This is a genomic window from bacterium (assembly GCA_008933615.1).
In the GTDB taxonomy this organism is placed as follows: domain Bacteria; phylum CLD3; class CLD3; order SB21; family SB21; genus SB21.
The window spans coordinates 33,759-58,005 of sequence record WBUR01000007.1 but is presented as its reverse complement, the minus strand read 5'-3'; the positions used below and the strand labels follow the sequence as shown (position 1 = coordinate 58,005).

At 43.1% G+C, this 24,247-nt stretch carries 24 protein-coding genes; 11 read left to right on the top strand and 13 right to left on the bottom strand.

Translation table 11 applies throughout. The features are described from left to right. The first annotated feature begins 31 nt into the window (after positions 1-31). Genes F9K33_04080 through F9K33_04060 form a run of 5 tightly spaced genes read left to right on the top strand, consistent with a single transcriptional unit; the run spans position 32 to position 5,052 of the window. Positions 32-574, top strand: a complete 543-nt coding sequence (locus tag F9K33_04080) for a hypothetical protein (protein ID KAB2880739.1) — start codon at positions 32-34, stop codon at positions 572-574. Next, the gene (locus F9K33_04075) at positions 567-1,580 is read left to right on the top strand and encodes an amidohydrolase (protein KAB2880738.1); all 1,014 of its coding nucleotides are present in this window, start codon (positions 567-569) and stop codon (positions 1,578-1,580) included. The genes F9K33_04080 and F9K33_04075 overlap by 8 nt, the downstream gene beginning before the upstream one ends. A gap of 30 nt (positions 1,581-1,610) precedes the next feature. Continuing rightward, positions 1,611-2,423, top strand: coding sequence for a cyclase family protein (locus tag F9K33_04070; protein ID KAB2880737.1), 813 nt, complete (start codon positions 1,611-1,613; stop codon positions 2,421-2,423). A 6-nt stretch (positions 2,424-2,429) separates the two neighbouring features. Continuing rightward, entirely contained in the window at positions 2,430-3,698 is a 1,269-nt protein-coding gene (gene kynU, locus F9K33_04065; protein ID KAB2880736.1) for a kynureninase, read from the top strand. Positions 3,699-3,702: 4 nt separating this feature from the next. After that, positions 3,703-5,052, top strand: coding sequence for an FAD-dependent monooxygenase (locus F9K33_04060; protein ID KAB2880735.1), 1,350 nt, complete (start codon positions 3,703-3,705; stop codon positions 5,050-5,052). Here F9K33_04060 and F9K33_04055 read toward each other — a convergent pair whose 3' ends face one another. The 12 genes from F9K33_04055 to F9K33_04000 form a co-directional block, all read right to left on the bottom strand. After that, positions 5,053-5,523 carry a RidA family protein gene (locus F9K33_04055; protein KAB2880734.1) on the bottom strand — a complete coding sequence of 157 codons (471 nt, stop codon included), beginning with the start codon at positions 5,521-5,523 and terminating at the stop codon, positions 5,053-5,055. A gap of 79 nt (positions 5,524-5,602) precedes the next feature. After that, on the bottom strand, positions 5,603-7,048 hold the full coding sequence (locus F9K33_04050) for an aldehyde dehydrogenase (protein KAB2880733.1): 1,446 nt from the start codon (positions 7,046-7,048) through the stop codon (positions 5,603-5,605). Then, a complete protein-coding gene (locus F9K33_04045; protein KAB2880732.1) occupies positions 7,035-7,622 on the bottom strand; it encodes a suppressor of fused domain protein in 588 nt (195 codons plus the stop codon). The genes F9K33_04050 and F9K33_04045 overlap by 14 nt, the downstream gene beginning before the upstream one ends. Positions 7,623-7,663: 41 nt before the next feature. After that, a complete protein-coding gene (locus F9K33_04040; GenBank protein ID KAB2880731.1) occupies positions 7,664-8,452 on the bottom strand; it encodes an SDR family oxidoreductase in 789 nt (262 codons plus the stop codon). Positions 8,453-8,497: 45 nt separating this feature from the next. After that, on the bottom strand, positions 8,498-9,049 hold the full coding sequence (locus F9K33_04035; protein ID KAB2880730.1) for a BMC domain-containing protein: 552 nt from the start codon (positions 9,047-9,049) through the stop codon (positions 8,498-8,500). A gap of 34 nt (positions 9,050-9,083) precedes the next feature. Further along, a complete protein-coding gene (locus F9K33_04030; GenBank protein KAB2880729.1) occupies positions 9,084-10,397 on the bottom strand; it encodes an NADH dehydrogenase subunit in 1,314 nt (437 codons plus the stop codon). Positions 10,398-10,421: 24 nt separating this feature from the next. Further along, positions 10,422-11,516 (bottom strand): tryptophan 2,3-dioxygenase, encoded by a 1,095-nt coding sequence (locus tag F9K33_04025; GenBank protein KAB2880728.1) that lies wholly within the window; start codon positions 11,514-11,516, stop codon positions 10,422-10,424. Between the two features lie 21 nt (positions 11,517-11,537). Beyond that, a complete protein-coding gene (rpiB, locus tag F9K33_04020; protein ID KAB2880727.1) occupies positions 11,538-11,990 on the bottom strand; it encodes a ribose 5-phosphate isomerase B in 453 nt (150 codons plus the stop codon). A 126-nt stretch (positions 11,991-12,116) separates the two neighbouring features. Next, complete coding sequence (locus F9K33_04015; GenBank protein ID KAB2880726.1) at positions 12,117-12,359, bottom strand: ferredoxin family protein; 243 nt, start codon at positions 12,357-12,359, stop codon at positions 12,117-12,119. Positions 12,360-12,514: 155 nt separating this feature from the next. Next, positions 12,515-12,802: a hypothetical protein gene (locus F9K33_04010; GenBank protein ID KAB2880725.1), complete on the bottom strand. Its 288-nt coding sequence runs from the start codon at positions 12,800-12,802 to the stop codon at positions 12,515-12,517. Between the two features lie 739 nt (positions 12,803-13,541). After that, positions 13,542-15,035, bottom strand: a complete 1,494-nt coding sequence (locus F9K33_04005; protein KAB2880724.1) for an aminotransferase class I/II-fold pyridoxal phosphate-dependent enzyme — start codon at positions 15,033-15,035, stop codon at positions 13,542-13,544. Between the two features lie 29 nt (positions 15,036-15,064). Beyond that, positions 15,065-15,283 carry a zinc ribbon domain-containing protein gene (locus tag F9K33_04000; protein ID KAB2880723.1) on the bottom strand — a complete coding sequence of 73 codons (219 nt, stop codon included), beginning with the start codon at positions 15,281-15,283 and terminating at the stop codon, positions 15,065-15,067. A 154-nt stretch (positions 15,284-15,437) separates the two neighbouring features. On the opposite strand from F9K33_04000, the gene lpdA reads away from it, so the two are divergent. The 6 genes from lpdA to F9K33_03970 all read left to right on the top strand — a co-directional run bounded on the left by lpdA (position 15,438) and on the right by F9K33_03970 (position 21,840). Then, a complete protein-coding gene (gene lpdA, locus F9K33_03995) occupies positions 15,438-16,838 on the top strand; it encodes a dihydrolipoyl dehydrogenase (GenBank protein KAB2880722.1) in 1,401 nt (466 codons plus the stop codon). Between the two features lie 8 nt (positions 16,839-16,846). Continuing rightward, a complete protein-coding gene (locus F9K33_03990) occupies positions 16,847-17,428 on the top strand; it encodes a YihA family ribosome biogenesis GTP-binding protein (GenBank protein ID KAB2880721.1) in 582 nt (193 codons plus the stop codon). Positions 17,429-17,456: 28 nt separating this feature from the next. Continuing rightward, complete coding sequence (locus tag F9K33_03985) at positions 17,457-18,863, top strand: GWxTD domain-containing protein (protein KAB2880720.1); 1,407 nt, start codon at positions 17,457-17,459, stop codon at positions 18,861-18,863. 22 nt (positions 18,864-18,885) lie between these two features. Then, a complete protein-coding gene (gene asnS / locus F9K33_03980; protein KAB2880719.1) occupies positions 18,886-20,190 on the top strand; it encodes an asparagine--tRNA ligase in 1,305 nt (434 codons plus the stop codon). Positions 20,191-20,204: 14 nt separating this feature from the next. After that, a complete protein-coding gene (locus F9K33_03975; GenBank protein KAB2880718.1) occupies positions 20,205-21,221 on the top strand; it encodes a hypothetical protein in 1,017 nt (338 codons plus the stop codon). A 79-nt stretch (positions 21,222-21,300) separates the two neighbouring features. Continuing rightward, the gene (locus tag F9K33_03970) at positions 21,301-21,840 is read left to right on the top strand and encodes a hypothetical protein (GenBank protein ID KAB2880717.1); all 540 of its coding nucleotides are present in this window, start codon (positions 21,301-21,303) and stop codon (positions 21,838-21,840) included. 1 nt (position 21,841) lies between these two features. On the opposite strand, the gene F9K33_03965 is transcribed toward F9K33_03970, so the two are convergent. Beyond that, a complete protein-coding gene (locus F9K33_03965) occupies positions 21,842-24,247 on the bottom strand; it encodes an endonuclease MutS2 (protein KAB2880716.1) in 2,406 nt (801 codons plus the stop codon).

Genomic DNA, 24,247 nt, shown 5'->3' with positions numbered 1-24,247 from the left:
CTTAATATGTCTTATGGTTATCGATGAATTCATGCCGAAGTTTAATGTGTCCAAACGTTATTCAATGATGATTTCTGCATCGGTTGATTCTGTGTATTCCGCTTTGAAGAACGCAAATATTAATGATTCTCCGCTCATACGTATTTTGTTTTTTCTTCGGGGCCTGCCTGTTATCTTCAAATCAAAAAAAAATGTTTTAAAAGGAAATAAACTGACTGTCTCAGACATTTCCAGCTCCGGTTTTATATTACTGTTTGAAAAACACGGCGATGAATTGGTTATTGGCGTTGTCGGCAAGTTTTGGAAATTATCGGGAGATATCGTACGCATGCCGCCGGAACAATTCCGATCGTTCAACGAAACAGGCTTTGCCAAAGCCGTATGGAATTTTTCATTACGTCCTATGGGTCACATATCAACTGAATTGTCAACGGAAACAAGAATTCATTGTACCGATGAGTCGAGCCGGAAAAAGTTTGCCCTGTACTGGAAACTGATAGGGCCGTTTAGCGGTATTATACGAAGAGAAATACTGAAGATTATTAAGAGAGATTCGGAAATAAGCCATGCTTAAGATAGATATTCATACTCATATTCTTCCTGAGAACTGGCCCAACCTGAAAGAAAAATACGGTTATGGCGGATTTGTTCAATTGGATCACCATAAACCCTGCTGCGCGCGTATGATGATTGACGGGAAAGCGTTTCGGGAGATTGAATCGAATAGCTGGGATCCGGAAGTTCGTTTATTAGAATGCGATAAGAATAACGTCCGCGTTCAAGTTCTGTCTACTGTGCCGGTTATGTTCAGCTACTGGGCCAAACCGCAGGATGCGCTTGATCTTTCGAAGATGTTGAATGACCACATAGCCGGGATCGTCGAGCAGTTTCCAAACCGTTTTGTCGGTCTTGGAACAGTTCCACTGCAGTCGCCCGAATTAGCTATACAGGAATTAGAACGATGCGTAGATCAGCTTGGGCTAGCAGGAATTCAAATCGGATCGCATGTGAATGAATGGAATTTGAATGATGAGCATTTGTTTTCGTTTTTTCAGGCCGTAGAGGAAAGTGGCGCCGCGTTATTTGTTCATCCGTGGGACATGATGGGCAAAGAGAAAATGCCGAAATACTGGCTGCCGTGGCTGGTGGGCATGCCGGCTGAAACGTCACTTGCGATATGCTCCATGATTTTCGGAGGAATCTTCGAGCGCCTGCCGATGCTGCGCGTGGCTTTTGCGCACGGCGGCGGATCGTTTCCGTCAACTATCGGCCGAATCGAACACGGATTTAATGTACGGCCCGACCTATGCGCAATTGACACCAAAATAAATCCACGGGATTATCTGGGAAAATTCTATTTGGATTCATTAGTACACGAACCGTTGATGTTGAAATATCTCATCGATCTTGTAGGAGAAAAAAGAATTGCATTGGGTTCGGACTATCCATTTCCATTGGGTGAAGCAATTCCCGGAAAATTAATCGAATCGATGTCCGGTCTAAACAAAAAAACGAAAGAGCAATTACTCAGCGGAACAGCTTTAGAATGGCTTAATATTTCAAAAGAAAAATTCACGTAATCATTTCACAACCTAATGTAATCATGCAAAATGAAATTATTTATAGATCTGTCCGGTAAATCGTATTCTGTTGATCTTGAAAACCCGATCGACGTGTCGATTCCTCTGCTGTTCAATGGGCCACAGCCGAATACCTATGGCGTACCGTCCGCACAGTCGAAAGCATACGAAGATAATAATTTTATAGGCGACACCCGCCGCGGAGGAAGCTGTAATTTTGAAACCTACTCTTTTACGCCTCATTGCAATGGAACGCATACGGAATGCGCCGGACACATTTCATTGGAACGTATTTCAATTCATAACACTCTGCGCAGTCTGCTGATTCCATCTACGCTAATTACAGTGAAGCCGGTAAATTCCTCCGAGACGTCCGAGACATATTCGCCTGATAAAGTAAAGGACGATGAGATGATTACGGCGAAAAGCCTTTTCTACAAGCTTAACGATGCTCCTAAAGAGTTTCTAAAAAGCCTTTTGATTCGTACGCTTCCGAACGACGATTCGAAAAAAAAACGTAATTACAAAGACGTCAACGCTCCTTTTTTTTCACTGGAAGCGATGGATTATTTAGACGAATTAGGTGTCGACCATTTATTGGTTGATGTGCCGTCAGTAGATCGCGCAATGGACGATGGGAAGTTAAGCGCGCATCATATATTTTGGGCAGTGCCGCAGGGGAGTCATGACGTTGATCCGGAAGCGTACTCGACGAAAACAATTACAGAAATGATCTTTGTTCCGGATGAAATACCGGACGGAAATTACCTTCTCAATATACAGATTCCTGATTTTGTTGCGGATGCGGCGCCTAGCCGTCCGATACTTTATAAATTACATTAGACGGTCATGGCTATGCAATTTCTAAACGATAAATCGTTTGCGGAGGAAATGGATTCGAAGGATCCATTAAAATACTTTCGTGAGAAGTTTTACATTCCCAAACAAAACAACGGTGAGCCGTGCATTTATTTTTGCGGTAATTCACTCGGGCTTCAGCCGAAAACTGTGCACGCGCACATTGAACAGGAATTAAAGGACTGGGAGCGGCTTGGCGTTGATGGGCATTTTCACGCCAAACACCCATGGCTAAATTATCATGAATTTCTTGCCGAGAAAACAGCGAAGATCGTAGGAGCGCGGCCTGTTGAAGTGGTGAATATGAATTCACTGACCGTTAATCTTCATTTAATGATGGTGACATTTTACCGGCCGACGCCTTCCCGTCATAAAATTCTAATCGAGAGCGGCGCTTTTCCTTCAGACCAGTATGCGGTCACTTCACAGATTAAATTTCACCATTACGACCCATCGTCGTCGTTGATAGAAATGAACCCGCGCGAAGGCGAAGACATTATTCATACCGAAGATATTGAAAAAAAGATCAACGAAGAAGGAGAGTCCATTGCCTTGGTTCTCTTTGGCGGCGTGAATTATTATACCGGACAAACCTTTGACATAAAGCGAATTACAGAAGCTGCCCAAGCAAAAGGTTGTGCGGTAGGGTTTGATCTTGCGCACGCGGCAGGGAATTTACTTTTGAAACTTCACGACTGGGATCCTGATTTTGCCGTGTGGTGTACGTATAAATATCTGAATGGCGGCCCCGGCTCCATTGCAGGATGTTTTGTGAATGAACGGCATGTGGCTAATTCTGATCTGAAAAGATTTGCAGGTTGGTGGGGACACGATAAAAAGACACGATTTCTGATGGGATCTGATTTTCATCCGATCAGTACGGCTGAAGGCTGGCAACTAAGTAATCCGCCCATCATTCAACTTGCCGCTTTGAATGCATCTCTGCAAATTTTTGATGAAGCAGGAATGGATAAACTCCAAAAAAAATCGGAATTACTAACAAGTTATCTCGAATATCTGATCATGGATCTGGACAGCGATCAAATTGATATTATTACGCCATCGGATGTTTCACAGCGCGGGTGCCAGTTATCTATTCGTTTTAAAAAAAACGGAAAACAGATGTTTCAAGAACTCGTTCGTCACGGCGTGATTTGCGATTGGCGGGAGCCTGATGTCATTCGACTCGCACCTGTGCCCTTGTACAATTCATTTTTTGATGTATACGCCTTTGCTCACATTTTGAAACAAAATATATAAAACCATGTCAGAAAAAATAATTCTTGTCGGCGCCGGATTGGCTGGTTCGCTTCTATCGGTGTATTTAGCCAAAAAGGGATATCAAGTAGAAATATTCGAGCGTCGCCCCGATATGCGAAAAAACAGCATCGGCGCCGGACGTTCGATCAATCTTGCACTTTCTACGCGCGGCATTCACGCTCTTAAAGAAGTTGGCCTATACGAAGAGATCATGAAAATTGCCATTCCGATGAAAGGACGCATGATCCATAATCATTCCGGTGAGTTGCAGTTTCTGCCTTATGGAAAGAATGATTTAGAAGTAATTAATGCCGTGTCGCGCGGCGACCTTAATATGCGGCTGATGGATTTAGCCGAACAAAATAAAAATGTAAAAATTCATTTTAATGAGCGCTGCACAGGGATGAATTTTTCAACAGGTGAAGTTCATCTGACGAACGAAGTATCAAGTGAATTCCATATCGAAAAGGGCAGAACTGTAATCGGAACCGACGGATCTGCTTCCGCCATTCGTATGGATATGCTCAAGATAGGGCGATTTAATTTCTCACAAAGCTATCTCGAACATGGTTATAAGGAATTGACAATTCCTGCAGGTGATCACGGAAAATTTTTACTTGAGAAGAACGCGTTACATATTTGGCCGCGAAAAACCTATATGTTGATCGCGTTGCCAAACGTAGACGGCAGCTTTACGTGCACGCTTTTTTATCCGATGGAAGGAGAAAACAGTTTTGAAACATTAAAGACGAAACCGCAGGTGCAGGCCTTTTTTCAAAAAGAATTTCCGGATGCACTCGCGTTAATGCCGACTCTGCTTGAAGATTATTTTACAAATCCGGTGGGAACTTTGATCACAGTAAAGTGTTCTCCATGGTATGTGGAAGACAAGGTTGCGCTGCTGGGAGATGCGGCGCATGCCATTGTGCCGTTTTTTGGCCAAGGGATGAATTGCGCATTTGAAGATTGTACTTATTTGAATGAATGTATTGATTCGTTCGGGCCAAACTGGGAGACCGTATTTCAGGAATACGAAAAACTGCGTAAAATCAACGCAAATGCTATTGCGGATCTTGCCGTTGAGAACTTCTACGAAATGCGCGACCGGGTATCAGACCCATTGTTTATTCTGAAGAAAAAAATCGAGCACGTGCTGGAGGAAAAATTTCCAGGCATATTTGTACCCAAATACACCATGGTGTCGTTTATGCGTGTACCTTATGCAACTGCCGTGCAGCGGGGACTGGTTCAGGATTTTATTTTGAATGAACTAATCATAGGTATTGAAAGCGTTGAGGATATTGATCTGATCAAAGCGGAAAAATTAATTCGGGATAATCTGAATCCTCTTTAATTATTTTATTGTTGCAATCACTTTCAATTCAATCGCGATCGGCGTCGGTAAGGCGTTAACCTCAACGGTCGTGCGGCACGGTTTATTATCCGTGAAATATTCCGCATAGACGCGATTAAAAGCCGCAAAATCATTTTTCATATCTGTTAAAAATACCGTCACATCTACGATACGTTCCCACTTCGAACCCGCATCTTCCAGAATATTCTTAACGTTTCGAAAAACGGAATGGCATTGCGGCTCGATATCGTGGGAGAGAATATTTCCTGATTCATCTAATTCAACGCCCGGAATTTTTGTGGAACCCTTTTCCCTCGGCCCGACGCCGGATAGGAAAAGTAAATTTCCGACACGTCGCGCATGAGGATACGGGCCGACCGGTTCAGGCGCACGAGAGGAATGGACGGTTTTTGATTTACGATTTACGATTTTTGGTTTTCTTGCAACTATTGAAGGTTTTTTGCTTGTCATAATTAAATTCTTAATGATAGTTTGGATTTCTTACAAGGCATGAATCGAAAATCGCAAATCCAAAATCGTCCATCCTAACTTATTTCAACTTAATACATACATTTTTTGGTTCAGTAAAAAAGCGTAAAGCCTCAAATCCGCCTTCCCGGCCTATGCCGGAGTGTTTCGTTCCGCCAAATGGCGTTCGCAGGTCGCGCAACATCCAGCAATTAACCCAGACGATGCCTGACTGTATTTCACCGGCCATTCGATGAGCTCTTGTTAAATTCTCTGTCCAGATTATCGAAGCCAATCCGTACGGAGTGGAATTTGCATAACCCAGCACCTCATCCTCTGTGTCAAAAGGCATAAGAGTAACAACCGGACCAAATATTTCTTCCTGATTGGTTCGGCAATCGTGCGGCAGCCCTTCTATCACCGTCGGTTCAATGAACCAACCGCCCCTGCACCGTCCTTCCAATTGAACAGCCTTACCGCCGCATAATATTTTTCCCCCTTCTTGTTTTGCTAAATTCAGATAAAATAAAATTTTTTCGAAATGGGCTTTGGAAACGATCGCCCCCTGCTGCGTATCTTGTAACAAAGGGTCGCCAATCGTTAGTTTTTTTACCGCATCCACGAAATCTTTTTTGAATCGATCGTATAGAGGTCTTTCGATAAATATTCGCGACCCGCATAAGCAGATTTCACCCTGATTAGAAAATGAAGATCGAATCGTTGTTACCAACATCTCATCAAAATTGCAATCTGCAAAAATCATGTTCGGGTTTTTTCCACCGAGTTCAAGCGATAGTTTTTTGAATAGAGGAGCGGCGGCTCGGGCAATCTCTGAGCCGGTCTTTGTTCCGCCGGTAAAAGAAATTGCCGTGATTTTCGGGTGTACAGAGATGGCCGACCCAACTTTCGGTCCGAGGCCGTGCACAATATTCAGAACGCCCGGCGGCAGCCCTGCTTCGATGCAGATTTCGGATAACAGATACGCGGTCATGGGCGTAACTTCGGATGGTTTAGCAACGACGCAGTTTCCTGCGGCCAAAGCCGGCGCTATTTTCCAGGTGAAGAGGTACAATGGTAAATTCCATGGCGAAATACAACCGGCCACTCCGAGCGGGTTACGCAAAGTATAATTGATAGCGGTGTTCTCCATAGCGTGCGATTCACTTGAAAATTGCATGATAGCGGTAGCAAAATAGTAAAAATTACTCGACGCGCGCGGAATATCCACTTCACGTGCCAGAGATACCGGCTTGCCGTTATCGATGGATTCAGCTACCGCAAGTTTTTCAAGATTTTGATCGATCAAATCGGAAATGCGAAGCAGTGTTTTTGAACGATCTTCTTTCGGCAGGATAGACCATGCCGAAAAAGCCTTTTCTGCCGCATCGACGGCGAGTGCGATATCTCTTTCATCGGAATCCGGACAATAGGAATACACTTCACCGATCGACGGATCGTAGTTATCCAGATATTGATCTGAAACCGGTTCGACCAAAACGCCGTTAATATAGTTTTTAATTTTTTGCATGGAATAATCGTCTGTTGCTGAAAATATCAATTTGCGTTTGATATAAATGATCAAGCATTATTTTGATACCGGAACTTTTTGCCAATTGACCTTCTTCATTTGTTAAAGGCACGATATTCAAGATCTTTACCATCTGCGTGCGCCATTGTATTTGATCCCAACCGTCTTTTATGAATGTCGGATGAAATAAAATGTTTGAACATTGTTGAAAGCTCGGGATGATAAGATTCGGAATAATATGCCAATGATCTACAAAAGTATTTTTCAGAAAAGGATAATTAACCAAATTCGACATAAATGATGCACATTCTGATTCCTGTGTTTCTGACAATTTACCGCGAATTGTCCAGTGAAGTTCACATCGGAAGTTCGCACCTTTCATGGGCACGTCCGCCATGCCCATAGTTGAAAACGTGGTCATTGGATTATGACCACTTGGCTGCCACAAAAACACATCAAGCCGCTTAAATAATTTGAAGTCGCCTGTGTTGAATTCAAATTGCAGATCGGGGTCGCCATAATGTTTTATGTGCTCATCGAATACATGCAACATTAATTCTGAAGGATCCGCCATTCGTCAGATTTTGTAGAATTGCTAATAGAATAAAAATTTTCTTACAATGACCCGGTTCTGCCGCCGTCTACCGGTAAATTAATACCATTAATATATGCGGCAGCAGGTGAAGCTAAGAAGGCAACGGCGCGAGCAATTTCTGCCGGTTCACCGAATCGGCCTGCAGGAATTTCAGCTAACATCTCACGGCGAAGAACGTCTACGGAACGGCCGGTTTGCTTGGATCGGTTTTCGATGAGGCCGTTCAATCTTCCGGTTAACGTTGCGCCGGGCAATACGTTATTTACCGTAATGCCAAACGGCGCCACTTCGACCGACAAGGTTTTTGCCCAATTAGCAACGGCGGCGCGCACGGTATTGGAAACGCCAAGATTTTTCAGGGGTTGTTTAACCGACGTGGAAATAATATTGATAATACGCCCGTAGTTTTCCTTTTTCATTCCGGGTAAAACGGCCTGCGCAAGAATATGATTGCAGATCAGATGTTGAGAAAATGTTTCTTCAAATGCTTCGGTTTCCGCTTCAGCAATCGCGCCGCCGGGAGGCCCGCCGGTGTTATTGACCAGGATGTGAACGGGAGGGTTATTTTTAACAAAATCCGTGATCCTGGCTTTCACTTCCTCCGGCCTGGAGAAATCGGCGCAGATGAATTGATGCTTTTGGCCTTTCCTGCGGTCCAGTTCGCCGAGCACGGCATTCAACGATTTCTCATTTCGTGCCATCAAGATAACATTAGCGTCGAGCGATGCTAATTCCACAGCAACGGCTTTTCCAATTCCTTGTGTGCTGCCGCAAACGATGGCTGTTTTTCCACTTAGATTTATATTCATATTTTATTTATAATGCGAACTAATCGAATGGGATTTCTGGTTCTTTTAAACAACTTCCGTCAGCAATTCCGGTCTCGGCCCTGGAATGACGACTTTATTGACGAGCAGGCCTTTTTGTGCAACCACGCGCGCACCGGCATCTACTGCAGATTGTACGGCGGCAACTTCGCCGGTCATGGTGAGAAATGCTTTTCCTCCGAGTGCCATAGCAAGGCGAATTTCCATAATCTTAACGTTGGCCGCCTTAGCCGATGCGTCCGCCGCCTCGATTAGCGATGCCACGGAAAATGATTCGACAATACCTAATGCGCCGAGCATCTCGGTTTTTCCCGTACCCGAAATGGCCGGAAATACATCCGGATGTACATTGGGAATAACGAACGTATCAATTACCGAACCGCGGCTGATCTTAACGCCGACGTCAATACTGGATTGTACCGCCGCAACCTCGCCGCCGATCATGACGATGTATTTGCCGGAACAGATGGAACGAGCGAGGAGAATAGTAACGTCCGCTGCCTTCAGCATTGCGTCCGCCGTTTCGAATCCTGCGGCGATACTGCCGAGTTCAATGAGGCCGATGGAATTCATTATCATAATATTTTTACGCTTTTATGTTTTTTATTTCAAATTACCTAGTAATCACAATTTGATCCTGCTCTACGCTTACAACTCCATCGATACTTGCGTGAATCCTCGCTCCCATTTGCCCTTCGCCGACATCGGCAATCGCTTGTCCGCGTTTGACCCGCTCACCGGAAGTTACCAATGGATCTGCTTTTTTCCCAACATGTTGTTGCAGCGGCAATCTCACCGAACGAACATTCTCGGCGATTCGATCCACAAACGGCGCATGATGATCGTATTCGGTAACGCCAAGCCGTTTGACGAGCATTTTCAAAGGCGTGCGCCGGCCTTCATACATAGGGTGCGGTTCGATGTCCATCTTTCCGCTCCAGGTAATCCCTTCTTCCTTCATAACGCGTTTGCTCTGATCGCACGCTTCTTTCGGAAATAGACTTTCCGGGCATGCGTATAAAGTACATAATCCGCACGCACAGCATAACGATGCGTATTGATTCCAGTAATCCGTGCCGGTTTTGGTAAAACCGAGACTGCGCATGACTTTGTGCGGCTGGATATCATAACCTAGGATGTATCTCGGGCATAACTCGGTACAGTAGCTGCATTGATCGCACGCCGATTTTCCAATGCTGTGCATCGCTTTTTCCGGAAGACTTTTTCGGGTAATGAGAGTGTGTTCACGCGGAAGCACGATCAAACCTGCACAGGTTTTTGTAATCGACTGTTCCAGATCAAATTCGAGCTTACCCATCATAATCCCGCTGACAAATAAGCCGTAATCGCTCACTGTCGTTCCGCCGGCCAAACTGAGCAGATCACGAAATGTCGTTCCAACAGGAACAATTCCGGTAAACGGTTTCTTCACCGCTCCGGAAACGGAAATAAATTTCTCGGTTACGGGAGTTCCGTCCAACGCCCGCGCAATATTATAAAACGTCTCTACGTTATTGACAACAATGCCGACATTTAGAGGATAACCTTGGGGAGGGATCAGTCGTTTGGTAGATTCGTAGACGAGAATAAATTCGTCACCGGAAGGATAAAAATCACCGAGCAGATGAAGACGCATGCCGGAACGTAAATGCTTTTGAATCGCGTCGATTGCGGCTGAGTTCTTTTCTTTGATCCCGATGATGCCTTCGGTTGCTCCGGTCGACTGCATCATATACTCGACGCCGCGTACTACTTCTTCCGGGTAATGAACCATTAATTCATAATCTTTGTGAATTAAGGGCTCACATTCTGCACCGTTGGCAATTACACAATCTACTTTTGACGCGGCCTTTACATGCGTCGGAAAACCGGCCCCGCCGGCTCCAACTATACCCGCATCGCGAATGTGTTTAATAATATTTATCATAAAAATCTGAAAATGAAGAGTCGGTTATTTCGTTTTGTAATAGAAACCCAGATTGCGCTCAACATCTTCGGTGAGTTTTGGGAGCGCCGAACGTGGAATCAAAAAAGTCGAAAGATTAAAAAGATCAGTAAATATTTTGTGCTGTTCGGACGTCGCTTTCAGGTACTGATATCCCGATGATCCGCCGGTTCCGATCTTGGTCCCAATCATACGCTGAACCATCAGCACGTGCCGGTACCGCCATGAAGTAAAAAGTTCATCGATATCTATTAAGGAGGTCAATAATCTGAACGGCATATGCAAGATCGGTTGATCGCGATAGAGACAAATCAAAAGAGCCGCCTGAGTCGCCCGATATGACAGTTTCCGTTGGCCTTCTTCAACTAACTTGTTATGCTTATCCTCGTCGAATAAAGCGTCAAAATTTTCTTGCGTCATATCCAGTTGTTTTACCTGCTGGATTTTTTCGTTTTCCGATAGTGTAGAATTATTCCGGATGATCTTCTTGTCCTCAACCAACATATTTAGGATAGCCTGACGATAGTCCTTCCAAAAATGGAAGTTTCCAAATTCCAGAAATGGCGTTCGCTCGAGCCATTTTTCCAATAGTTCCAGTAACGAGGTTTCCTGCTCTGATTTCTTGAGCAGTTCCTGATGTTCTTTGGACAGGCGGCTGTAATACGCGCTTTCATTATATTGTAATCGTTGTTTATGTTTTAGGCCGAGTTTATTTTCAATCAGACGAAATTGAATGCTCTGAAATCCGGAGGCAGGAACAAGATAGTCTCGAAATTCCAGAAAATCCAATGGCGTCATGGTTTCGAGAATACGCAGTTGGTCAATCAACACCTTTTGAATTTCGGTAATGCGAATCAATCGTGCAACTGCCACGCTGATATTTTTTTCATCAACGTAATTTTTTTCAAACAGCTGAACTATAGAGTCCAGCTCATGCAAGATCTGCTTGAACCACAATTCGTACGCTTGATGAACAATGATGAATAACATTTCATCATGCGCCGGATTTCCGTATTCAGCGCTTTTTGCATTTTGACTGGATAATAATCGTTCAAGATGCAGATAATCGGAGTAATAAATCGGCGGGTATGGTTTTTCCATTTATATTCCTTTATTCAACAACTAGTGACCAAAATGCTCCTCAAACCCCTTTACTTTATTTAACCGGCGCAAGTGTCGCTCAGCATTTGAAAATTGCGCTTTTAAGAACGCCTGGATAATCTCGATGGCCAGGAGCGGCCCTATGATTCGCGCGCCTAACGTGAGCACATTCATGTCATCATCCTCGACGCCTTGCCGGGCGGAAAAAGTGTCATGGCATAACCCTGCACGGATGCCTTTGAACTTGTTCGCAGCAACCGTTGCGCCTACCCCGCTTCCGCAGATCACAATACCGCGGTCGGCTTGGTGTGACAATACTGATTTTGCAACGGCTGCAGAAAAATCAGGATAATCAACGGCGTCGGTCGAATTTGTTCCAAGGTCTATAGTCTTATGCCCTGCTTTGGCAATGGTTTCCAAAACCGCTTTTTTGAGTGGAAATCCTCCGTGGTCACATCCCACTGCAATGGTCATTTTACTCTCCTCGAAAATATTTAGTAATTGCTTATGGTTTAATTGTCAGGCGTGATACTTTCAAATATAAATAAAAAAAGGCTCTGACTTTCATCCGAGCCTTTTTATTATGAAAAACTTTGCCGATTACTGTTTGAACATATCAGCGTTTTTCTGAATGTACGATTTCCATTTCTCCGGCGTATTTTCAGCGGTAAAAATAGCTTCGACTGGACATTCGGGTTCGCATGCACCGCAGTCGATGCATTCATCCGGATGTATGTACAATTGATCCCATCCTTCCGAATCGTAGATACAATCAACAGGGCAAACTTTTACGCATGCCGTATCTTTCACACCAACGCAGGGTTCCGCAATAATATAGGCCATAAGATGCTCCTCATTGCTTGTAAGTGAGAAAACCTTAATTTCATGCGAAAAATAAAAATTCCGCATTGAATAGTCAAGGAATATTTTAGCCTTAACAAGCCATAAGGAAGAACCCGCGGGTTTATTCACGCGGGTTTTCTTATCGCCGACCTTTCTTAATAGGACGGAAAATAGCGTTTAAACAGAACGTCAGTTAAACCTGTAATTTCCTTACCGTCCGGACGTACTTTTCGTTTTGCAATCTCCGCATCAATGATATCCATCGCATCTTTCCACTCCGTAACAGGATCAATCTTGGATAGGAATTGATTAAATTCATTCAGGTTTCCGTTAAAAAGCTTTTTAACCGCTCGGTCGCGTTTTTCAATCCATTCCGGCTGTGATTCGAACAGCTCTTTTGTGGGAATCAAAGTACGACTGATTTCTTCTCGCATGATTGACATAACAATCATCTCCTTTTTTAGTTTGGGGTTAAGGTTTTAATTTTTGTTGTTGACTTGCTTTTATATATAATTGAACAAATGCACCGATCACGGCAATAGATACTAAAATCATAATTGCTTTTGTAACCCAATCTACTGATGTTTCCATAAGGTCTTTACTTTCGCGGTTTTAGTTTTGTAACAGTTTATCCTGTTAGCAAAAAAATAATAGGATGAACGCATAATGCTCGACGGCTTAGTCATTTCATTAGCTAAAAATTAGTAAAAACAACGTTTGTTGAGCGCTTAAAACTCAACGTAGTCTTATTTAAGAATGGTGTTTAAGAAAGAGGATCACAAAAAGGAGGCGCGCGGAGGGCGGTCGTTCTGCCTAAAGTGAAAGAACGGGCTAAAACGCTTTGATAAAAAAGGTGAGTAAAACGATAGTTAATTATTGCATTTTGATAAAGGTATGGGTTTAAGAATCTAACCTTCTGATGTTGGTACTGAAGGGTTAAGTCTTCTTTCGGGGAGGAAAGAAAAGCATGAAAATCGTTCTGATCATAAACAGAGAAAGACAGGTCGTCCAATGACGAATTTAATTCATTGTCAACCGAACTTATTGGACGGACTTCAGTTTTAAGGGGGATACCGGAAAAGATCAGGAATCCGGAAATCAGTAAGGTAGTTCGTAAAAGTGTTTTATTCATAGTGTTATACCTGTTAACAAAGTATAACACCGGTTGGGGAAAAGCAAGTATTATTTCAAGTTGTTTTTGAGTGTGGCCAGCAGCCGGTCAAGATAAGATGGGCGGCCCATACGCAACCAGTGCTTAATAAAAACCGAACGAAGCGCAACTAACTGCCTGTCATCCCGTTTTATTTTTGGTAAAATGGCTCTTACTGTCTTCTTATCCATTACAAATTTTGATAAAATGAAGTTTGACTCCGGATTTAAAACCGAGAAGTTTTCATAATGATCTAGGTTAATCTTATTCATCTTTGTCATCGAGGCCGGCTTTTCAGAAGGCATTTGATAAAAACAGAATATATCAAGATCGGGTTGATTGAGTGGCGTAAAGCCGCTTTCCTTCTCGATCCTTTCAGAAAGTTCTTTTGCCGTGAGCAGGCATTCACCGATAATCTTCCCGTAGCCGTTTCTGTTGAGTGGAATCATGCGATGTGTCAGCCAGCAGCCTGCAGCGACTGCGCCTGGCCGTGACCCTTCAAGTGTAAACATCCCGATATTGGGTTTATTTTTGACATGGTAGGTATACGGCGCCGTATTCAAGATTACTTTTTTGAGTCGTTCGTCTTTGTACAATACCGCACCGCAGCCGTATCCGGTCGAGCCTTGTTTATGCGGATCTATAGTGATAGAATCCGCCTCCTTCATTGAAATCAGGCTTTGATACACATCCTTTTTGAGAATATGACCGACCTCATTGAAGTTCTGAATTTCGCCGTTTTCATTAAGAAGAATGCTGCGCGTATAACCGCCGTATGCCGCGTCCAAATGCAGATGAAATTTATACTTGTTCCTTAACGTAAGTATTCCTTCGACGTCATCCACCGCGCCGCATCCCGTTGTTCCGATATTTGCCACAACCATCATCGTGGGTTTTTTCTTCAAAACGGTTTCAAGTTTATCCAGATCCATTCTAAAATGGATATTTATAGGAATTTCCCCATAGTGCGGTATCATAAGAATGGAACAAATTCGCTTCCAGGAGTAGTGAGACATATTGGAGAAAAGAACCTGTCCTGGTTTTTTGAATCTTCGGATATAGGTATCTCTCACCGCCCACATGGCTTCGGTGTTTGCGAGTGAACCGCCGCTGCATAAATGTCCCCAGCCTTTTTGGAATCCGCATAGTTTGAGCAGATCGTCAACCACTTCTATTTCCATTTGCGTTGTAACAGGGCCGCCCTCGTAAGCGTGATTATTCGGGTTGGTCAGAATCACGGCCAGATATCCGATGACCGAAGATAAGGCAGGATCCTTCAGCATTTGCGCGAAATACCGTGGAGAAAAATAGGGGGGTTGCTGCTCAAGGCGTTTCAGGAAATGATCCAGCGTGATGAAAAACTCAGCGGGCGCCATGTACATTTCCGGATAGAGAGAAGCATCTTCGGGATAAAACTTGCGCCGCCACGCAGAGTGCCATTCTAGAATTCTCTGAATGGCATTTTGAAGCGTCGGATGATTCTCAGCTTGCGGGCCGAGAAAATTCTCAAAAAAAATATTTTCCAATTTTGCTCCGATTGCACGGTCGTCCCAATTTAATTATGGCATCCGCATCCATGTCCGCATGATGGCGCATTCAAGCCGGCAAACTCGCCCGATGATTTGGTGTCGGATGCGAAAACGGACAAGAGTTTTTCGGCGGCGTGCGTGTGGCATTTTGGGCACTCGACGTCAGTTATCTTAAATTTCGATGAAGAAAATAGTTCTGAAAACTCAGTGTCGCACTTTTTACACTTGAATTCGTAAATGGGCATCGTGCATCCTTTCTGCTTTATACGCTATCTATATTGACAAGTCTGACTGGACAGCAAACTATATATTGATTATTTAGGTGTATTTTTATAGCTTCCAAATCCCAACGAATGAATAGAAAATAAAATAAATAAGAGTATTAATCAAGAGGTTCTAATGGAAACCAAAAATTTTGATGTCGTGGTATTAGGCGGAGGCCCGGGAGGTTATGTTGCGGCTATTAAAGCGTCACAGTTAGGTCTTAAGACGGCTGTAGTAGAGCGTGAGAAAATCGGCGGCGTTTGCGTTAATTGGGGTTGTATTCCCACGAAAGCGCTCTTGAAAAATGCTGAGATATATGAAACCTTGAAACACGCTAAAGACTGGGGTTATTCCTTCGATAATCTTAGGTTTGATTTTAAGCAAGTGATCAAACGCAGCCGTGATGTGGCCGAGGCCAATTCCAAAGGCGGCGATTTTTTGATGAAAAAAAATAAGATCGAAGTCATCAAAGGGACCGGAAAATTCCTCGACAAAAGTACATTAAGCGTGATGGATACGGCCGGAAAAGAATCGGTGCAAGTTAAAGCCAAGCATATTATCATCGCGACCGGCGCGCGCGCGCGGATGTTGCCCAATTTGAAGGCTGACGGGAAACGCATTTTGACCAGTACGGAAGCGATGATTGTGCAAGATGTCCCCAAATCCATCGCCGTCATCGGAGCCGGCGCCATCGGGATCGAATTCGCATACTTGTTTAATACTTTTGGGGCCAAAGTAACCGTAATTGAAATGCTTCCGGGCATTTTACCTGTTGAAGACGAGGAAATTTCACAAACGCTTTCTAAAATATTTACTAAAAAGGGTATCGATATACATACAAATACAAAAGTTGATAAGGTTGATGTCGGCGCCAACGATGTCACACTAACGATCGGCGGAAAAGACGGAATTAAAACTATCAAAGCAGACCAATGCTTGGTTGCGATCGGCGTTCAGGGAAATATAGAAAACATAGGGTTGGAGAAGATCGGGGTCACAACAGAAAAAGGCTGGGTCAAAGTTGACGAATATTATCGAACGAATGTGACCGGCGTCTATGCTATCGGCGACATTATCGGCGCTCCGTGGCTCGCGCACGTTGCTTCACACGAGGGAATTGTTTGTGTAGAAAAAATAGCCGGAAAAGAGACGCATCCGATAGATTATACGTCGATTCCCGGCTGCACGTATTGTCAGCCTCAAGTTGCCAGCATCGGTTTAACTGAAAAAGTGGCAAAAGAAAAAGGATTTCAGGTCAAAGTTGGAAAATTTCCATTTTCCGCGAGCGGGAAGGCCAGAGCAATCAATGAACGCGACGGATTTGTTAAAGTGATCTTTGATGCGAAATATGGCGAATTACTCGGCGCACACATATTAGGATCGGAAGCAACAGAAATGATTGCGGAATACGGTATTGCCAAATCGTTGGAAGCGACTTATAAAGAGATTGGAAACACCATTCATGCACACCCGACACTATCCGAAGCGATGATGGAAGCGGCTCTGGATGCCTACGGTGAAGCCGTTCATATTTAAAAAGTTGTTTGCTTGTGAATATAGAGACGATTGAATTTATAGCCAGCGTATACCGAAACCACCAGGTGCCGGAACCGCACTTGAGTGAAATAGCTTTTTTTGGAAGATCAAACGTCGGTAAGTCAACTCTGCTGAATACGCTAACCGGAAAAAAACTTGCTCGTATCAGCAGCACGCCCGGGAAGACACAATGTTTAAACTACTATCGCGTGAACGGCGGTTTTTATCTTGTAGATGCGCCGGGCTATGGATACGCAAAAGTTCCTGAAAAATTAAAATTGGCATGGAAAAGATTTATAGACGAATGGATAACCGGAAATGACAGGCTAAAACTGGTAATTCAGATCATTGATGCGCGGTTAGAACCGCAGAAATCGGACCTTCAGATGGCCGAATGGCTAAATTATCACAGAATTCCGAGTGCACTTGTTGTGAACAAAATAGACAAGCTGTCGCATTCGCAACGTCAAAAAAACCTGAAACAATTAGGTGAATCCGAGGTATATTCTAAGATGAATCTTATCCCGGCTTCCGCTCAATCGGGCGAAGGAAAGCGCGAAATTCTAAGCGCGATTTCAAAACATCTGTAATTTCTCGCAAAATAATCAGGAGGCAAGTATGCGGTTTTTTCTAAAGACTACTTTTTATTTCATTCTAATCGCAGGTATTGGTTGTAATACATTAGAAGCGAAAGAGAATCAAAGCGAAGGCACGATAAGATTTTATACGGACGTTACATGTTTCAAAATGTTGAGTGATCAAAGCGTAACTTATACGCAGTTGCATTTTTTTTCAGAACGGAATCAATTTACTTTTGTTCCAAAAGACACGGTGTTTATAGCCGGTTTCACTGTTCGTGTCACATTTACGGACGTAAGCGACCCAAAGAGCATTTTCGAAAAACAATGGACGATGAATATTGACGACAACATTACAGCCGGCGACACGGCCAAGAATATTCCAATCATTTTTGAGAACAGTTTTGCGGTCAAACCCGGCAAATATAAATTAACGATATTGATCGAAGATGAAAATGAGAAGACCAGAACCGGCAATTACTCCGAAGAAATGGATATTCCTGATTATACAGGTAAGCAGCTGAACCTAAGCCAGATTGAATTAGCAACTCAGGCGTTGAAGGGCGGAAATAATGACGATATGTTTGTTAAGAACGGCTACACGATTTTTCCAAACCCGACGAAATTTTATGGAAGCAATTTGCCTCGGTTAACTTTTTATTCTGAAGTTTATAATTTAGATTTTGAGGAAGGCGGAGCTAATAATTCATATGTCGCAGATTTTATATTAACGGATGAAGCCGGAAGCGTTATTAAAGAATTTCCATCAAAAACATTTAACAAGGCGGGCAAGACAGCCATAATCATTCATTCGTTGAATATCATCTCAATCCAAAGCGGCCGTTATAACTTGATTATTCGCGTGACCGACAACTCGAATAAAAAGATTGCACAATCAAAAAAGTTGTTTGCTATTTACCGTGACGGTGAGTCTATTTATGAAACACAGGCGGATGACTCCTTCTTCAAAGATTTGGATGCGCAAGGAGCTGTTCGGGCAGGAAACATATTAACTATTGTCGGAAGAACGGATGACACAAAAATCTATTCACAACTTGAATTAGAAGGAAAGAAGAAATTCTTAGACCGTTTCTGGAAAGAGCGCGACCCATCCCCCGGAACTAAATCCAACGAGCTTCTTATGGACTATTACAAGCGATATGAAGACGCAAATATGAAATTTTCAACACCTAACCGTGAAGGATGGAAAACGGATTTGGGCAGGGTATACATGGTCTATGGCCCTCCCGCGCAGATCGAGAAACATGAATTTGAATCCGACAAAAAACCGTATCAGCTATGGTATTATTTTCAATTAAAAGACCAACCCGCACAAACCATTTTTGTCTTTGCCGATTTGACAGAATCAGGTATTCAACAACTACTGCATTCCAATGCCCGTGGCGAACTCAGCGATTCCCGTTGGCAGGACCGTGTAGCTAAATAACGACACAAGAGGAGAGATTAGGATGACTGATCGCGTGTATATTGAGGATATTTTTCAGCATAAAATTCCGGATGGTTCGGATGTGATTCTTAGAGGCTGGTTATATAACAAACGTTCGAGTGGAAAATTATTATTTCTACTTGTACGGGACGGAACGGCCGTGATTCAGGCAACCGTTTATAAGCCGGGCGTAAGCGCAGAAATATTTGAGACGGCAGATAAATTAACCCAGGAAGCTTCGTTGTCGGTAATTGGGAAAATCAAGAAAGATGAAAGGGCTCCGGGGGGTTATGAATTGCAGGTGACAGATGTCAAACTTATCGGGCAATCGGTCGATTTTCCTATTACACCGAAAGAACATGGACCTGAGTTCTTAATGGATTATCGACATCTTTGGCTTCGTTCAAAAAATCAACATGCCATTCTAAGAGTGCGTCATACCATTATCAAAGCGATTCGGGATTTTTTTGACGGCAGGGGGTTTACGTTAGTCGATACGCCGATATTTACGCCTGCGGCTTGCGAAGGAACTTCTACTTTATTTGAAACAGATTATTTTGATACGAAAGCATTTCTAACTCAGAGCGGTCAATTATACGCAGAAGCGGGCGCATTGGCGCTCGGAAAAGTATATTGTTTCGGCCCAACCTTTCGAGCTGAAAAATCCAAGACACGCAGGCATCTGACGGAATTTTGGATGGTTGAACCTGAAGTGGCTTTTAATGAATTAAAAGAGAACATGGAGTTAGCGGAAGATTTCATTGAATATATCGTTCAAACAGTTTTAAGAACACGCGCTGAGGAATTGAAAACACTTGGCCGCGATACGACGAAGCTTCAGAATGTTCAAGCGCCATTTCCCAAAATTCATTATGATGAGGCGGTCAAAATTCTGGAGGAAGCTGGGTTAAAATTTGAATACGGTAACGATTTTGGCTCTCCGGATGAAACGGCCATATCGGAAAGATTTGATCGGCCGGTCATTGTGCACCATTATCCGTCGGCAATAAAAGCGTTTTATATGAAACGCGATCCAAACGAGCCCGATAAAGCTTTGGCGATGGATGTATTGGCGCCTGAAGGTTACGGAGAAATTATCGGGGGAAGCCAGCGAGAAGATGATTATGATATGCTTGTTTCAAGAATAAAAGAACATAATTTGCCGATGGAGGCATTTGATTGGTATTTAGATTTACGCAAATACGGCTCTGTTCCGCATGCAGGTTTTGGTCTTGGTGTGGAGAGAACAGTTGCGTGGATCTGTGGCTTGCAGCATGTCCGTGAAACCATACCGTTTGCAAGAATGATTCATCGTTTAAAACCATAGCAAAGGAGCCAGGAATGTTTAGAATATGTTTTGTTGTTGTGATTATAGGCATAATATTAACGGTAAATGCATGTGATAGTAACCCGACTACAGAAAAATTTATTGATCTCACAAAAAACCAGATTGACATTTTGTTTGTATCTGAAAATTCCGGAGCTCAGCGGATTTATGCCGTACAGGATACTACGTTTGATCAAGTGTATAGCATTAGTTTGGGTAACAACAACGGAACGCTCGATCCGAGTTGGTCACCGGACGGCAGAAAATTTACATATACTAACATGCTTGTTAGTACGCAGACAGGGTACCCATTCCACACTAACGTATATATTGTGAACATGGATAGCTTTAGTAATGCATTTACTCAGGTGACATTTAGTCCGTACGTAATCGATTCAAACGGTATTCATTACGGCACCTTAAATATGCGTCCCGACTGGAGCCTCCTAACTGATCAGGTTGTTTTTATATCTGATCGCGATAGTGTTTTCAACATATTCATCACCGATATTTCTGATACGCTTACCGGGGATACACTGCCAACGGTATTAACCGATTTAAATGACAAAATTGATATATTTTGCTATCCTTCTTTTTCCCCGGACGGAACAAAAATAGTATATACATCGAAAAAAAGCGGGAATGAGGAAATTTGGGTTATGAACTCCGATGGGTCGAATAAGATCCAATTAACCCACAACAACGCCACGATAAATTCCCGCCCGCGGTTTTCGCCTTCTGCGGATCGCATTTCTTTTTTTTCCAATATGTGGGCAAATGGGAACGATTCACTTCAGGTGTATACCATGGATCCAAATGGAGCGAATCTTGATACTGTGACTACATCAGGTAATAACTATGATCCGTCCTGGTCCCCTGATGGAAATGAAATTGTATTCGCAAAAAGAGGTGGATCGACATCAAAACCGCGTAGCTATATCTACATCATAGGGCGAAATGGACTGAACGAAAGAAAATTGATCAGCGGGGATAACAAAGCTTATTATCCTGCGTGGAGACCCCAGCCTTAAAATAGTTTTAAGAACCCTACAAAAGTGGTCTTCAGAAGTGGCAATGACCGCCTGAAGGCATATTTATTAGGCACGTGCCATGAGAGCGTCTTCAAACGAAAAGAAATCCAGCCTTAAGAAACAAACGGTGCAAATGCTGGATCAGTTTCTGTTGGGTTATATTTCACCCAAAGATCTTATTAATGCAGCAGCTCCGATGTTGATAGTTTCCCAAAGCAAACGCGGTAGAAAAAATTACATCGAAAAATATCTTATGGAATTGGCGGGAAAAACAGAGCAAGAATTGACTCGGGAATATATTTATAAAATCCGGGAAACAATTAAAGGTGATGTCGTTACTTCGGAAAAAGATAGGGCAAAGGTATTTAGGCGAACTCTTCGCAAACTCCTTGAAAGGTTTATATATGAAGAAATTGAAGTAGCCTATTTTCTTTCCATGCTATCGGACATCATGATCGATTATGATATGGAGATTCAGGCTGAGCCGGACGTTAAAGTGTTTTTTGCGAAGATACAAACTTTGTTTTCATTAGCAAATCAAACCAAACAAGCGCCTTCGGTAATAAATGTGACTTTAGACTTTTATGACAGCTTTTTTAAAGGTTTATGGGATGAATAAATCACTCACTTTTTATTTCCACCACCGTCACGCCGGTATCGCCTTCACCCCATTGGCCCAAACGGAAATGTTTTATACGGGGATCACGCTTTAAGAACTCGCCAATTTTCTTTCGAAGAATTCCATCGCCTTTTCCGTGAACCAGAGTAACCTCCCTGAAACCAAGCATAAGAACATCCGTTAAATACGCGTCAACCTCATAGATCGCTTCTTCTGCTGTCAGGCCGCGCAAATCAATTTGGTTTTTAATATCATCCGTATTCCAGTTAATATGCTGCCGCGGCAGAGATTCGGATTTTTCTTCGCTTTCAGTTTTAGCATTGGATAACAGGTTAGTATTAATTTTGATAGAAATACTGCCTGTTCCCAACAGCACATGATTAGACTCATCCGGGCTCTCTAGTACCGTAGCTTCAACACCCATGCTTGGAATAAATACTTTATCGCCTTTTTGCAATTTGTCCGGATGTTCAAGCGGCAAGACATCAATTTCTTTTATGGCCTTCAATTCAGTCTGAACAAACGCGTTTTCTTCACGAATTAAATTTCTGGATTTTTTTATTATTTCTTTATCGGCATTGGATAAACGGATTTCCTGAACGACTGCTTCTATCTTTTTATTTGCCTCCTGAAGGACTTTTTGAGTCTCTTCCAAAGATTTTTGTTTGAGGTTTCTCTCCTTAGTCTTCAGATCTTTAATACGATCATCGTAAAGTTTCGTCAAGCCCTCAAGACCTGCCCTTTCTCGGTTTACTTCAGTAAACAGTGTTTCGTATCGCTTAATCTGGGTCTGCAGTTCCTGAATCAGATTCTCTAATCTTAGTATTTCAGTGCCTGAAATTTCTTTTGCCTTTGCAATAATATCAGGATGAAGGCCGATGCGTTTCGATATTTCAAAAGCATAGCTGCTTCCTGGAATTTTAGGGCGAAAGACATAGGTGGGTTGCAGGGTTTCATGATCAAATTCCATTGACCCGTTTTCAATTCCATCCGTGTCATGAGCAAATGCTTTCAACTCGCCATGATGCGTAGTGACGATCGACACAGCTTGCTTTTTGTTAAAATAATCCAGGATGGCAATGGCAAGCGAAGACCCTTCTTTCGGGTCGGTTCCGCTGCCTATTTCGTCGATCAGAATAAGTGATTTCTGTGTAACTTTATTTACCATTTCAGAAAGATGCTGAACGTGTGAAGAAAACGTTGAAAGGTCATTCTCTATTGATTGATCGTCGCCAATATCTGCGAATATCTGATCAAATACGCTCAAATGAGTCCCGATCGCGCAAGGGATTAGCAGTCCTGACTGGTTCATCAAGGCAAAAAGCCCGATAGTTTTGAGCGCAACCGTCTTACCTCCGGCATTCGGTCCGGAAATAATAAGCGTACGTCCTGATTCCGGTGAACTGCCGAGTTCAAGATCAAGCGGAACTACACCACGCCGGTCTGCCGGTAATTTATTAAGTTCTTTCAGAAACAAGAGAGGGTGTAACCCTTGCTTGATGTGGAGGTGCCCGGTTTCATTTAAATGCGGTTTAACGCCATTCAGAAAATTGGCAAACCGGCCTCGAACGTACAGGAACTCAATATCGCCTAGAATTTCCATTGCGTATTTTAGGGTGTCCAAATGCGGGCGAATTACATCAGCAATTTGCAGTAAAATTCGTTCGATCTCGCGAGCCTCGTCCATTGCGAGTTTTCGTAATTCATTATTGAGCTCTAACACTTCAGCGGGTTCAATAAATACAGTCTGGCCGCTGGAGGATTCGTCATGAATGAATCCTTTAACTATATTTTTGTATTCCTCTTTGACCGGAATTACCATTCGCCCGCCACGCATCGTAACGATGGCATCCTGTGAATAACCCTCCGAAGCAAATTGCCGTGAAAGGGATTCGAGTTTTTTGCGTATGTGGGACGATTTTGTTTCAAGGTCTCTTCGTATCTGTCTAAGCCGCGAACTTGCATTGTTCTTGACCTCGCCATTTTCGTCAAGAGCCGATGAAATGGCATCTTCAATGTCGGAATAATTCTGAAGGGGCGCAGTCAGTTTGAATAGAAGAGGATATTTGTCGCCACGGCTTTTAATATAAGATTTTATTTTTCGTGCCGTTTGCAGTGTGAGTAATACCTGGTTAAATTGGTCCGGGTTCAAGAATATGCCCAGTGTTCCAAGTTTTCGAAAGGAGTCCCGCACATCTTTGAGTTGGTCAATCGGAAATGCATCGTCATATTTTAACAAGTCGGACATCTCAACAAGTTCGTTCAGGTTTTTTTCAATCGTTTCGAAATCATACAATGGCGCCAGAGTCTCGATTCTCTCTGATGCCATATCGGTGAGAATATAACGTAATAACTGTTCTCTGATTTTATCAAATTCGAGAGGCTGTAAACTGAATTCGGAGGACAT

Coding starts and splice junctions, on each gene's coding strand:
- F9K33_04080 (KAB2880739.1), top strand. CDS start 32: ATGCCGAAGTTTAATGTGTCCAAACGTTATTCAATGATGATTTCTGCA.
- F9K33_04075 (KAB2880738.1), top strand. CDS start 567: ATGCTTAAGATAGATATTCATACTCATATTCTTCCTGAGAACTGGCCC.
- F9K33_04070 (KAB2880737.1), top strand. CDS start 1,611: ATGAAATTATTTATAGATCTGTCCGGTAAATCGTATTCTGTTGATCTT.
- kynU (KAB2880736.1), top strand. CDS start 2,430: ATGGCTATGCAATTTCTAAACGATAAATCGTTTGCGGAGGAAATGGAT.
- F9K33_04060 (KAB2880735.1), top strand. CDS start 3,703: ATGTCAGAAAAAATAATTCTTGTCGGCGCCGGATTGGCTGGTTCGCTT.
- F9K33_04055 (KAB2880734.1), bottom strand. CDS start 5,523: ATGACAAGCAAAAAACCTTCAATAGTTGCAAGAAAACCAAAAATCGTA.
- F9K33_04050 (KAB2880733.1), bottom strand. CDS start 7,048: ATGCAAAAAATTAAAAACTATATTAACGGCGTTTTGGTCGAACCGGTT.
- F9K33_04045 (KAB2880732.1), bottom strand. CDS start 7,622: ATGGCGGATCCTTCAGAATTAATGTTGCATGTATTCGATGAGCACATA.
- F9K33_04040 (KAB2880731.1), bottom strand. CDS start 8,452: ATGAATATAAATCTAAGTGGAAAAACAGCCATCGTTTGCGGCAGCACA.
- F9K33_04035 (KAB2880730.1), bottom strand. CDS start 9,049: ATGATAATGAATTCCATCGGCCTCATTGAACTCGGCAGTATCGCCGCA.
- F9K33_04030 (KAB2880729.1), bottom strand. CDS start 10,397: ATGATAAATATTATTAAACACATTCGCGATGCGGGTATAGTTGGAGCC.
- F9K33_04025 (KAB2880728.1), bottom strand. CDS start 11,516: ATGGAAAAACCATACCCGCCGATTTATTACTCCGATTATCTGCATCTT.
- rpiB (KAB2880727.1), bottom strand. CDS start 11,990: ATGACCATTGCAGTGGGATGTGACCACGGAGGATTTCCACTCAAAAAA.
- F9K33_04015 (KAB2880726.1), bottom strand. CDS start 12,359: ATGGCCTATATTATTGCGGAACCCTGCGTTGGTGTGAAAGATACGGCA.
- F9K33_04010 (KAB2880725.1), bottom strand. CDS start 12,802: ATGTCAATCATGCGAGAAGAAATCAGTCGTACTTTGATTCCCACAAAA.
- F9K33_04000 (KAB2880723.1), bottom strand. CDS start 15,283: ATGCCCATTTACGAATTCAAGTGTAAAAAGTGCGACACTGAGTTTTCA.
- lpdA (KAB2880722.1), top strand. CDS start 15,438: ATGGAAACCAAAAATTTTGATGTCGTGGTATTAGGCGGAGGCCCGGGA.
- F9K33_03985 (KAB2880720.1), top strand. CDS start 17,457: ATGCGGTTTTTTCTAAAGACTACTTTTTATTTCATTCTAATCGCAGGT.
- asnS (KAB2880719.1), top strand. CDS start 18,886: ATGACTGATCGCGTGTATATTGAGGATATTTTTCAGCATAAAATTCCG.
- F9K33_03975 (KAB2880718.1), top strand. CDS start 20,205: ATGTTTAGAATATGTTTTGTTGTTGTGATTATAGGCATAATATTAACG.
- F9K33_03970 (KAB2880717.1), top strand. CDS start 21,301: ATGAGAGCGTCTTCAAACGAAAAGAAATCCAGCCTTAAGAAACAAACG.
- F9K33_03965 (KAB2880716.1), bottom strand. CDS start 24,247: ATGTCCTCCGAATTCAGTTTACAGCCTCTCGAATTTGATAAAATCAGA.